Here is a 10764-nt window from a genome sequence, read left to right as displayed (position 1 = left end):
CCCCACCGACACCAGCACCTCCTAGCCACCCAAGCACGCGGCGGCCCACCCGGTGAAGGCCGCCGCCACCGCCTGCGTCGCTCTGATCGCGCTCCCGCTCTCTCTCGTGCTGCTCCTGGGCGGACAACAGGATCCGGCCATCGGCGCCGGCTCAGCAGCAGGGGCGTCTACCCAGCTCGCTCGCACTGACATCCCACCCGCATACCTGCGCTGGTACCTCGACGCCGCCCAAACCTGCCCCGGCCTTGGCTGGAACATCCTCGCCGCGATCGGCAAGATCGAATCCGACCACGGCCGCTCCACCGCACCCGGCATCGACACCGGCGAAAACAGCGCCGGCGCCGGCGGGCCCATGCAGTTCCTCGCCGGCACCTGGGCCGCCTACGGCGTCGACGGCGACCACGACGGACACACCGACCGCTACAACCCCGCCGACGCCATCTACGGCGCCGCGCACTACCTGTGCGCCAACCACGCCGGCCAAGGCGGACGGCACCTCTACCAAGCGATCTGGCACTACAACCACGCCGACTGGTACGTCCACAAGGTCCTTGATCAAGCCGCCGCCTACGCCACCCCCGCACCCGCCGCCAGCGGACGCGGCGCCATCGCGGTGCGTGCCGCGCTGCACTGGCTCGGCACCCCCTACTCCTGGGGCGGCGGCGGCCCAGCAGGCCCCAGCTACGGCATCGCCCAAGGCGCCGGCACCAAAGGCTTCGACTGCTCCGGCCTCACCCAATACGCCTGGGCCAAGGCCGGCATCCAACTCCCACGCATCGCAGCCGCCCAATACAACGCCGGTCCCCACGTCCCCCGTACCCAGCTACGCCCCGGCGACCTGCTGTTCTTCGCCACCGACACCCGCAACCCAACGACCATCCACCACGTCGGCCTCTACTACGGCCACGGCCAGATGATCCACGCCCCACAGACCGGCGACATCGTCCGCATCTCCCAATTCACCGGCAACCCCTACCGCGAACGTCAATACATCGGCGCCACCCGTCCAACGGCACACCCCGAGACCTGACCGGAGGTCCATGCCCACGCTCAACGAGCCGTTCCGCTATGCCCATCTCAACGCAGCTCACTCCCGCATCTAACCCATCCCTTGCCTGAAGACCCGAGCCAAGACCACGGAGGCTGCGTTAAATGCAGACCATGAAATACGCCGATCTCGCCGAGCTGCCGACCGTCATCGACATCACCACGGCCGCCCGCGCGCTCGGTCTCTCCCGCACTTACGCCTACCACCTCGCCAAGCACGGCGACTTCCCGTGCAAGATCATTCGCATCGGCACCTGTTACCGAGTCCCCACCGCAGCGCTCCGAGCCCTACTCGATGCGGATTAGCTCCTAAGGGCATTCGCTGCCCCTGAAGGCCACCCTGGGCTGCTTCCGGCCGCGCCAACGCAGTCGCCGGACGGAGCGGTCGGTCGGCGGGCGGTCCGGAATCCAGGTGGTGGTGCACGCTAAGTGACTCCCGCCACAATGGTCAATACTTCCTTAACGTATCTATCAGCACATGTTCCGCATCCACCCCCGGTCCATGACCAATTTGATTACGTAGAGTAAGGAGCCAGCCGTGCGGCCACGGCGGCCTGGTGGCGGCAGTTGCGTGCCGACGGGCGTCTGACCTCGGCGCATCGTGTGGTTGACCCGCAAGGGGATAGGGGTGACCGTCCGCAATGTCGCGAGAGTTGGGCCCGATCCAGCTGGGGAAGACCGACATCGTCCCGGGTGACAGGCGTACCTATTGCCCTAGACCTCGCGGTCGTGGCCCGGATCGCCGACCGGATCGCCGTGATGTACGCCGGGGGCATCGTCGAAGAAGGACCGGCGCGGCAGGTGCTCAGCGGCCCCAAACACCCGTACACCCGTGGTCTCATTCGCTCGATTCCCGACCACTTGAAGCATGGCGCGCTCGCCGCCATGCCCGGCGTCGGCGACCGCCCCTCAGGGTGCGCGTTTGCCCCACGATGCAGGCTGGGCGTCGCGGCGTGCACAACTGCCAACCCGGAACCCGTCGCCCTCGACGACCGGGGACATCGGGTTCGATGCATCCGCACTTCCGATGTCGGACCATTGCAGTCGGTCGAAGAAGGCTCCCGCACTGCCCCCGGACGCACTCGGTCCGAGGGGATCATCCTGGACATCCGCAATCTGCGGGCCGAGCACCGCAGCTGTAGCGAGGTCGTCGTCGCCGCGGAGGACGTGAGCCTCCAGATCCGGCGCGGTGAGTGTGTCGCTCTGGTCGGCGAGTCCGGCAGCGGCAAGACGACCATCGCGCGGACGATAGCCGGGCTTCATCCCATTGGCGGGGGGAACGTGGTCCTCGGGGAGAGGCAACTGCCGGCCGATGTGCGTCGACGCACTCGCGAGGACCGGCGACGGATCCAGATCGTCTTCCAGAATCCAGCCGACGCGCTCAACCCGCGACAGACCATCGGCAGCGCCATTGGCCGCCCCGCACGGTTGCTGCGAGGTCTCGGCAAGAAGGAGCCCGCCGACGAGGTCGCGCGGTTGCTCGACCTCGTACGTCTGCCGCAGCACACCGCGCAGCGGCAGCCGGGGCAGCTGTCGGGCGGCGAGAAGCAGCGGGTGGGCTTTGTCCGGCTGGTTGACCTGACCACCTCAAGCCCTTCGGCGTGCAGGTGGCGGGCCAGTGCGGCTCCGTAGGAGCCGGTGCATTCCACTCCCGCTCGGCGAAGAACGCCGGCGACTTTCTCAGGCTGACGTGGTTAGCGTCGCGTCCTGCGCCGAGCGGCGCTGACGTGGCTGGATGCGGCCACGCTCACCACCCGACCGGCCGCCGCTGTCAAGGTGTGCGGCATGAGAACGGATGAACAGCCGTGACCGACGAACCGAGCCGCCCCCTGCCGAAGGGCTGCCGGATCGGTTGCCTGGCGTTCCTGGTGCTGGCCGTGGTGTTTGGAGTCTGGGGATTCTTGGCGAAGAGGTCTGGGTCCTCCTCGAACCACGGCGATGACGCGGTCTATGCGTGCGAGAAGTTCGTGAAGGACGGGCTGAAGGCGCCGGCGACGGCGGAGTTCTCCGGGGAGCATGCCGCGAAGGTCAGCGCGGAGACGGGGACGTGGAGCGTCGCGGGGAGCGTGGACTCGGAGAACTCGTTCGGTGTGCCGATCCGAAACTCCTTCACCTGCAGCGTCCGCGCGCGTGGGGAGCAGGACGAGACGTGGGACCTGGTGACGATGACGGGTCTGGAGAACTGAACATCCCAGGCGCTCACGCGCTGGCGATGGGGCGGCAGTAGGCCGGGGGTAATCCCCATGGACTTCGTGATGGCGTCTGCCTGCGCCGCGTGCTGCTGGTCGTACGGCGAGATACTCAGTCGGTGTCGTAACGAACGGCCAACACGGAACTCATGGGCCCTGCGGTCATGATCTCCGACGAGGACTCCTCGAACCGGAACCACTGCTCGCGCTGCTGCCCATCAGCGCCTGAGGCCCCGCCGAACGTGACTCGATCGACCTCGAACGACCCAGACGCGACGCTGTGCCAGCCGTCCTGCAGCAGGACCTCGGACACATCATTGACCTTGATCTCGAAGCTCACGGTGTGCCCCCGGGTGGTTGGTACCTGGTCGTTCAAGATATTGCCCGTGTGGTGCGGCTTTCATCCCTTCCCGGCGTGGGGCGGTGTGGCCTGGCTACCAGCTCACGACGGAAACGGTGGAGCGGGCGACGGGAATCGAACTCGCGTAGCCAGTTTGGAAGGCTGACGCTCCCTCTCTCGTCAGTGGAGGTCGCTGTCGGAAGGATGTGGAGCGCGAATGGCTCGCTGAGATGGATGATCTCAAGAAATCTACATTGTAAAGGCACATGGATGGTGTACGGGACATATTGGCGGACCGGACGGGCCTTGTTGTTGAATGGGCGGACGCAGAAGGACGCGGGGAGGGCGGCCGGGCGTAATCGGCATCGGGTGGGGCGGGCTTGCCGTAAGGCCATAGGTGCGGCGTGGAGAATGGTTACTAACCGGTACGCTAGCGGATGATCTTGCTTGGGGTGGTCGCGGCCAGGTCGATGCGGCGTCTCTGCGGGCTCTGGACGATGATTCTGAGTGCGCGCTCAGCCGAGTTTCGGGGTGGCGCGATCGATGATCGGGGCGAGGTCCAAGCCGGGCGGGAGGGTGCCGAAGGCGGAGCCCCAGTCGGCGCCGAGGCGGGTGGTGCAGAAGGCGTCGGCTACGGCCGGGTGACCGTGCCTGACCAGCAGCGATGCCTGCAGGACGAGCGCGAGTCGCTCGGCGACGCGGCGGGCTCGGAACTCGATCGTAGCGGTGTCGGCGAAGGTGTCTTTGGCGCCCTTGACGGCTGCGTCGAGGCGCGGCTCGGCGCCCCGGGCAAGATCGACTTCGTTGAAGAACGCCTCGAGTGTCTGCGGCTCCCGTAGGATGGCACGCAGGAGATCGAGCGCCGCCACGTTGCCTGAGCCCTCCCAGATGGAGTTCAGGGGGGACTCGCGGAAGAGGCGCGGCATGCCGGACTCCTCGACGTAGCCGTTGCCGCCCAGGCATTCGAGGGACTCGGCGGCGTGCGCCGGCCAGCGCTTGCAGACCCAGTACTTGCCGACCGCGAGGCCGAGCCGCTTGAACGCGGCCTCGGACGCGTCGCCGCGCACCGAGCGGTCCGTGGCGCCGGCGAGCCGCGTCATCAGGACGGTCGCCGCCTCCGACTCGATCGCGAGGTCGGCCAGGACGTTGCGCATCAGCGGCTGGTCGATGAGGTACTCGCCGAACGCCTTGCGGTGCGCGGCGTGGTGCACGGCGGTCGTGACGCCCTGGCGCATGCCCGCCGCAGCGCCGATCACGCAGTCGAGCCGGGTCATGTTGACCATCTCGATGATGGTGCGGACGCCGCGTCCCTCGTCGCCGACCCGATAGGCGACCGCGTTCTCGTACTCGACCTCGGACGAGGCGTTGGACTTGTTGCCGAGCTTGTCCTTCAGGCGCATCAGCCGCAGCGGGTTGAGCGTGCCGTCGGGGAGGACGCGGGGGACGAGGAAGCAGGTCAGGCCGTCCGGCGCCTGGGCGAGGGTGAGGAACAGGTCGCACATCGGGGCGCTGGTGAACCACTTGTGGCCGACGAGCCGGTACGTCCCGTCCGGCTGGGGCTCGGCCTGGGTGGTGTTGGCGCGGACGTCGGAGCCGCCCTGCTTCTCGGTCATCGACATGCCGGCGAGCAGCGCGTTCTTGGTGAGCGGTGCGCGCAGCCCGAAGTCGTACTCGGGCCTGGCGAGCAGCGGCTCGTACTGCGCGGCCAGCTCGGGGGACTGGCGCAGGGCGGGGACGGCGGCGTACGTCATGGAGATCGGGCAGCCGTGCCCGGCGTCCACGCGCCAGGTGTAGAACTTGGCGGCGCGCGCGACGTGCGCGCCTTCACGGGGGTCGGCCCAGGGGGCGCCGTGCAGGCCGTGCGTCACCGCGACGGTCATCAGCTCGTGCCACGCCGGGTGGAACTCGACCTCGTCGATGCGGTGCCCGTAGCGGTCGTGGGTGCGCAGGACGGGCGGGTTCTCGTTGGCGAGGCGTCCCCATTCCTGGGCGCGCTCGGTGCCGGCCAGGCGGCCCAGCTCGTGGACCTCCGCCGCGGCCCAGCCGGCGCCCTCGCGCTCCAGCCCGTCCAGGAGGGCGGGATCGTCGGCCAGATCGTGTCCGGCGAGCGGGGGGACCTGGTTGAACACCTCGTGGGTCACTGCGCTGCTCCTGTGCTGCGGAGGGACGGGTCGGGGGACGCCCCCGGACGCAGCATACCGAACCGGGTTCGGGTAGTTGAAAGATTGATCATGCCCTGTCGGGGCCGGGCGGGGCATCCTCCTGAAGGGGTGGGACGATCTCGTCCGCGCGGCGGATTGTCCGTGCGGCCCGGGGGCATAACTTCGAGACCATGAGTCAGTCCAGTCCGCAGCAGGGGCGGCCGTCGTGCCCGAGCCCCCCGCGGCAGCGGCGGCAGGACCTGCACCCCGCGCGGCCCGGCGCCGATCCCTCCGGGACCACCGCCGTTCCCGGCGCGGTCCGGGCCTCCGACGCCGAGCGCGAGACCGTGGTCGAGCGGCTGCGGGTGGCCTCGGTGGAGGGGCGGCTGACCTTCGAGGAGCTGACCGAGCGCACGGAGGCGGCCTACGCGGCCGTCACCCGCACCGACCTCGAGCGGATCACCGCCGACCTGCCCGGCATGGGCGCGCCCGGTGCCAACCCGGCGCCGTTGCAGGTCAAGCGGCGGTTCAGCGCCGTCATGGGGGACTGTAAGGAGCGCATCGTCGGCCGCATCGACGGCCCGCTGGAGGCGGTGTCGGTGATGGGCGACGTCGAGCTCGACCTGCGCGGCGCGCAGGTCCCCACCGGCGAGGTGCACATCGCGGCCACCGCCGTGATGGGCGACGTGAAGATCATCGTTCCGGACGGGGTGGCCGTCGAGCTGATGGGCCACGCCTTCCTCGGCGACCGCCGCGTGCAGGTGCGCGAGCCCTGCCCGGGCGAGCGCATGCCCGTCGTCCGGGTCACCGCGAACGCCTTCATGGGCGACGTGAAGATCGTGGACGACGAGCACCACGCCCCGATCCGGGGGGCCGTCGCGTCCTGGTGGCGCCACCGGCACTCCTGACCGCCGGCCGGGATCGGCTCAGCGGGACTCGTCCGTGCGCTCCGCCTCGCGGACGCCCTCCTCGTCCGGGGGTAGCGCGTCGGGATGGCCGGTGCGCACGCCGGGCGTGCCGGTGCCGCTGACCTCGTCCTCCTGGCGGGCGTCCCGCTCCGCAGGCTCCTCTCCCGGCACGCTCGCCGGGACGGGGGTGCCGGGAACCGTGCGGCCCCGCGTGTCCGACCCCTGGTTCACCGGCGCGAAGCCGCGGTCGTGCGTCGTCTCGGGCTCGTGTCCTGCATCCTCACACTCGTCCATGCGGGGCCGCATACCCCGAGCCGGACGCGCCGAACGTGGAAGACCGCCGTCCGGGTCAGGCGTCGAAGGTCGGCCTGCGCGCGCCGGGGCCGTCGAATGTCCGGTGGTCGCGGCTCAGACGGCGGTGGCGGTCCGGCCTTCGGCCGAGCGGGCGGCCAGCGCCTCGTCGTAGCGGCGGACGACCAGCTCGGCGACCTCGGGCGCCGCGCCGAGCACCGGCGCGACCGCCGAAGCGCCCGCGTCCAGCGTCTCGGCGCGCACCTTGTCCGCGAAGTAGCCGGGCGCCAGGAAGTAGGACGCCACCGCCACGCGGGGCGCGCCCGCGTCGCGCAGCGCCGCGACCGCCTCGGCGGGCGTCGGGCGGGACGCCGACGCGAACGCCGGAACGACGCCGCGCCACCCGCGCGAGCGCCATTCGCGCGCCAGCCGCCAGATGGTGGCGTTGGCGGAGGGGTCCGACGACCCGGCCGCGACCAGCACCACGGCGGTGCCGGGGTCGCCCGGCTCCACGCCCGCCTCCGCCAGGCGGCGCTCCAGCGCGCCGGTCAGCAGCGGATGCGGGCCCAGCGTCGCGGCGGTCCGCAGCGCCAGCCGGGGCCACCGCGCCCGCACCCGGTTCAGCACGCCCGGAAGGTCGGTCTTGCTGTGGTAGGCGGCCGTCAGCAGCAGCGGCAGCACGACCGCCTCGTCCGCGCCGTCCCCGGCCAGCGCGTCCAGCGCCCGGTCGGGGGCGGGCGGCGCGTGGTCGAGGAACGAGGCCTGGACGGGCAGGCCGGGGCGCAGCGCCCGGACGGCCGCCAGCAGCCCGGTGACGGTCGCGGCGGCACGGGGGTCCCTGCTCCCGTGCGCCACCGCGACCATCGGGACGGCGCTCACAGGTGGATGCCGCACTCGGTCTTGCCCAGGCCGGCCCAGCGGCCGCTGCGCGGGTCCTCGCCGGGGGCGACGGGACGGGTGCACGGCTCGCAGCCGATCGAGGGGTAGTCGTCGTAGTGCAGCGGGTTGATGATGACCCCGTTGTCCTCGATGTAGTTGTCCATCTCCTCCTGGGACCAGTCGAGGATCGGGTTCACCTTGACCATGCCCCGCTTGCGGTCCCACTCGACGACGCGGCGGTTGCGGCGGCTGGCGGTCTCGTCCCGGCGGATCCCGCTGAACCAGGCCATGTAGCCCTCCAGCGCCCGGCCGAGCGGCTCCACCTTGCGCAGGTGGCAGCACAGGTCGGGGTTGCGGCCGTTGAGGCGGGGGCCGAGCGCGGCCTCCTGCTCCTCGACGGTGCGGGACGGCGTCACGTTGATGACGTTCACCGGGTACACGGCCTCGACCGCGTCGCGGGTGCCGATCGTCTCGGCGAAGTGGTAGCCGGTGTCGACGAACAGCACGTCGATGCCCGGCTTCACCTTCGACACCAGGTGGATCAGCGCGGCGTCGGACATGGACGAGGTGAGGCAGATGCGGTCGCCGAAGGTGGCGACGGCCCACCGGATGACCTCCAGGGTGGGCGCGCCCTCCAACGCCTCGGCGGCCGATTCGACGATGTCCTCGAGGTCGAGCGTCGGTCTGTCGGTCTCCAGCAGGGTCACCGGGACTCCTTGGTCTCGTGGGCGGCTCCGACACCCAGGAACTTCAGCTGGAAGGAGCGGGCGCAGTCCGGGCAGAACCACGCCCCATGTCCCTCGAGTGGCTCGAGCTTCTCTTCGCCGCAGTACGGGCAGTAGAACGGCGCGGCACGTTCGCTCATTCCGGCCTGCCCGTTACTTGAGGTCGGCTTCGTCGGCGCGCTGCGCCCAGGCGGCGAACGTCTCGCCGTCGGCGCGCTGCTCGTCGAACCTGCGGACGACCCGCTCGACGTAGTCGGTCAGCCCGGCCGACGTGGTCTTCAGGCCGCGGACCTTCTTGCCGAACGAGGCGCCGAGCTGGCCGCCGATGTGGATCTGGAAGCCCTCCACCTGGTCGCCGTTCTCGTCCACGACGAGCTGGCCCTTCAGCCCGATGTCGGCGACCTGGATGCGGGCGCAGGCGTTCGGGCAGCCGTTGACGTTGATCGTCAGCGGCTGGTCGAAGTCCGGCAGGCGCTTCTCCAGCTCGTCCATCAGGTCCATCGCGCGCTGCTTGGTCTCGACGATCGCGAGCTTGCAGTACTCGATGCCGGTGCAGGCCATCGTCTGCCGCCGGAACGTGGACGGCCGGACCTGCAGGTCGTGCTTGGCCAGCTCCTCGGCGAGCGCCTCGGTGTTCTCCTCCGGGACGTCCAGGATGACCATCTTCTGCTCGATGGTCGTGCGGACGCGGCCCGAGCCGTACCGGTCGGCCAGCTCGCCGATGGCGCCGAGCATCTCGCCGTTCACGCGGCCCACCCGCGGCGCGAACCCGACGTAGAACCGGCCGTCCTTCTGCGGGTGGATCCCGACGTGGTCGCGCCGGCTCAGCGGCGCGGCCGGCTCGGGGCCGTCCGGAAGCGCGTACCCGAGGTACTCCTTCTCCAGCACCTCGCGGAACTTCTCCGCGCCCCAGTCCTTCATCAGGAACTTCAGCCGGGCGCGGCTGCGCAGCCGCCGGTAGCCGTAGTCGCGGAAGATCGAGGTGACGCCGTGCCAGACCTCGCTGGTCTGCTCCGGCTTCACGAACACCCCGAGGCTCTGCGCGAACATCGGGTTGGTGGACAGCCCGCCGCCGACGAACAGCTGGTAGCCGGTCTCGCCCGCCTCGTTCACGACGCCGACGAACGCGATGTCGTTGATCTCGTGGACGGTGCAGTGCGAGGTGCAGCCCGACAGCGCCGTCTTGTACTTGCGCGGCAGGTTGGAGAACTCCGGCGAGCCGATGTAGCGGTCGTGGATCACGCGCAGGTCGCGGGTCGCGTCGATGACCTCGTCGGCGGCGATCCCGGCCAGCGGGCAGCCGAGGATGGTGCGCGGGACGTCCCCGCACGCCTCCATCGTGTGCAGCCCGACCCCCTCCAGCGCCTCCCAGATCGCCGGGACGTCCTCGATCCGCACCCAGTGCAGCTGGACGTTCTGCCGGTCGGTGAGGTCGGCGGTGCCGCGCGCGTACCGGGTGGAGATGTCGGCGATGGTGCGCAGCTGCGGCCCGCTGAGCTGGCCGCCGTCGATGCGCACCCGCATCATGAAGTACTTGTCCTCGAGCTCCTCGTCCTCGAGGGCGCCCGTCTTGCCGCCGTCGATGCCCGGCTTGCGCTGGGTGTACAGCCCCATCCACCGGAACCGGCCGCGCAGGTCGGCCGGGTCGATGGAGTCGAAACCGGTCTTGGAGTAGACGTCGATGATCCGGCGGCGGACGTTGAGCCCGTCGTCGTTCTTCTTGTTCTCCTCGTTCTTGTTGAGCGGTTCCCGGTAGCCGAGGGCCCACTGGCCCTCGCCCTTCTTGCGCTTGATCGCGGGTGGCACGGCGCGCGTCCTCATCTGTGGTCGTGAGGGACGCGTAGCGCAGCGGCGCTCTGAGGCAGCCGGCTCGACGCTGAGCAGGATGGAGTCAAAGGTGACGCCGATGCACCACGCGCCCGGCTGAGCAAGGGGGCGTGGTCTGGGGCGTCAGCGACAGATCGCGCTGCGGACGCGGAGGAAGTCGACGTGCCGGCGCTTGGCCAGCAACGGGTCCGCAGCAGTCATGTTCAAACTCTGACACGGCTTCTCGCGGGCTGTCCAGTGACGTCCGGAATGTGGGCGAGTGAGAAGTGTCATCCCTGCCGCTTCCAGTTCACCCGAGGTTCCGTGCCCGGCGTCGCGTCCCGCCCGTCCGGCGAGCGGCTCCCGGGGGCGGGCCCGGACGGCTCCGACGACTTCGACGGCGTCGCGGACGCGGCCTTGTGCTGGCAGTCGCACCAC

Annotated in this window: 12 protein-coding genes; 5 read left to right on the top strand and 7 right to left on the bottom strand. The window is 70.2% G+C overall.

Going from position 1 to position 10764, the window contains the following annotated elements:
• Positions 1 to 52 precede the first annotated feature (52 nt).
• The 4 genes from ABD296_RS19315 (at position 53) to ABD296_RS19300 (ending at position 3233) form a co-directional block, all read left to right on the top strand.
• Positions 53 to 1030: a C40 family peptidase gene (locus tag ABD296_RS19315; RefSeq protein ID WP_344268572.1), complete on the top strand. Its 978-nt coding sequence runs from the start codon at positions 53 to 55 to the stop codon at positions 1028 to 1030.
• Between the two features lie 122 nt (positions 1031 to 1152).
• On the top strand, positions 1153 to 1353 hold the full coding sequence (locus ABD296_RS19310; RefSeq protein ID WP_344268568.1) for a helix-turn-helix transcriptional regulator: 201 nt from the start codon (positions 1153 to 1155) through the stop codon (positions 1351 to 1353).
• A 423-nt stretch (positions 1354 to 1776) separates the two neighbouring features.
• Positions 1777 to 2679, top strand: coding sequence for an oligopeptide/dipeptide ABC transporter ATP-binding protein (locus tag ABD296_RS19305; RefSeq protein ID WP_344268566.1), 903 nt, complete (start codon positions 1777 to 1779; stop codon positions 2677 to 2679).
• A 173-nt stretch (positions 2680 to 2852) separates the two neighbouring features.
• Positions 2853 to 3233, top strand: coding sequence for a hypothetical protein (locus ABD296_RS19300; RefSeq protein WP_344268563.1), 381 nt, complete (start codon positions 2853 to 2855; stop codon positions 3231 to 3233).
• Between the two features lie 115 nt (positions 3234 to 3348).
• Here the strand turns inward: ABD296_RS19300 and ABD296_RS19295 are convergent, their stop codons facing one another.
• Both ABD296_RS19295 and ABD296_RS19290 read right to left on the bottom strand, forming a co-directional pair.
• A complete protein-coding gene (locus ABD296_RS19295; RefSeq protein ID WP_344268560.1) occupies positions 3349 to 3576 on the bottom strand; it encodes a hypothetical protein in 228 nt (75 codons plus the stop codon).
• A gap of 515 nt (positions 3577 to 4091) precedes the next feature.
• Entirely contained in the window at positions 4092 to 5717 is a 1626-nt protein-coding gene (locus ABD296_RS19290; RefSeq protein ID WP_344268557.1) for an acyl-CoA dehydrogenase family protein, read from the bottom strand.
• A 191-nt stretch (positions 5718 to 5908) separates the two neighbouring features.
• On the opposite strand from ABD296_RS19290, the gene ABD296_RS19285 reads away from it, so the two are divergent.
• Complete coding sequence (locus tag ABD296_RS19285; RefSeq protein WP_344268554.1) at positions 5909 to 6625, top strand: DUF1707 SHOCT-like domain-containing protein; 717 nt, start codon at positions 5909 to 5911, stop codon at positions 6623 to 6625.
• A gap of 18 nt (positions 6626 to 6643) precedes the next feature.
• Here ABD296_RS19285 and ABD296_RS19280 read toward each other — a convergent pair whose 3' ends face one another.
• The 5 genes from ABD296_RS19280 to ABD296_RS19260 form a co-directional block, all read right to left on the bottom strand.
• Positions 6644 to 6919 carry a hypothetical protein gene (locus ABD296_RS19280; RefSeq protein ID WP_344268551.1) on the bottom strand — a complete coding sequence of 92 codons (276 nt, stop codon included), beginning with the start codon at positions 6917 to 6919 and terminating at the stop codon, positions 6644 to 6646.
• A 114-nt stretch (positions 6920 to 7033) separates the two neighbouring features.
• Entirely contained in the window at positions 7034 to 7780 is a 747-nt protein-coding gene (locus ABD296_RS19275) for a sirohydrochlorin chelatase (protein WP_344268585.1), read from the bottom strand.
• Between the two features lie 11 nt (positions 7781 to 7791).
• Positions 7792 to 8502 (bottom strand): phosphoadenylyl-sulfate reductase, encoded by a 711-nt coding sequence (locus ABD296_RS19270; RefSeq protein ID WP_344268548.1) that lies wholly within the window; start codon positions 8500 to 8502, stop codon positions 7792 to 7794.
• Positions 8499 to 8660, bottom strand: coding sequence for an Insertion element protein (locus ABD296_RS19265; RefSeq protein WP_344268545.1), 162 nt, complete (start codon positions 8658 to 8660; stop codon positions 8499 to 8501). The genes ABD296_RS19270 and ABD296_RS19265 overlap by 4 nt, the downstream gene beginning before the upstream one ends.
• Positions 8661 to 8673: 13 nt before the next feature.
• Positions 8674 to 10341 (bottom strand): nitrite/sulfite reductase, encoded by a 1668-nt coding sequence (locus ABD296_RS19260; protein ID WP_344268542.1) that lies wholly within the window; start codon positions 10339 to 10341, stop codon positions 8674 to 8676.
• Positions 10342 to 10764: the final 423 nt, after the last annotated feature.

Origin of the sequence: Actinomadura napierensis (assembly GCF_039529375.1) — a bacterium.
In the GTDB taxonomy this organism is placed as follows: domain Bacteria; phylum Actinomycetota; class Actinomycetes; order Streptosporangiales; family Streptosporangiaceae; genus Spirillospora; species Spirillospora napierensis.
This window is presented reverse-complemented; position numbering and strand designations above follow the sequence as displayed.

Excerpts from the sequence above, each read along its gene's own strand:
- ABD296_RS19310 (WP_344268568.1), top strand. The coding sequence starts at position 1,153 with ATGCAGACCATGAAATACGCCGATCTCGCCGAGCTGCCGACCGTCATC.
- ABD296_RS19285 (WP_344268554.1), top strand. The coding sequence starts at position 5,909 with ATGAGTCAGTCCAGTCCGCAGCAGGGGCGGCCGTCGTGCCCGAGCCCC.
- ABD296_RS19280 (WP_344268551.1), bottom strand. The coding sequence starts at position 6,919 with ATGGACGAGTGTGAGGATGCAGGACACGAGCCCGAGACGACGCACGAC.
- ABD296_RS19275 (WP_344268585.1), bottom strand. The coding sequence starts at position 7,780 with ATGGTCGCGGTGGCGCACGGGAGCAGGGACCCCCGTGCCGCCGCGACC.
- ABD296_RS19265 (WP_344268545.1), bottom strand. The coding sequence starts at position 8,660 with ATGAGCGAACGTGCCGCGCCGTTCTACTGCCCGTACTGCGGCGAAGAG.
- ABD296_RS19260 (WP_344268542.1), bottom strand. The coding sequence starts at position 10,341 with ATGAGGACGCGCGCCGTGCCACCCGCGATCAAGCGCAAGAAGGGCGAG.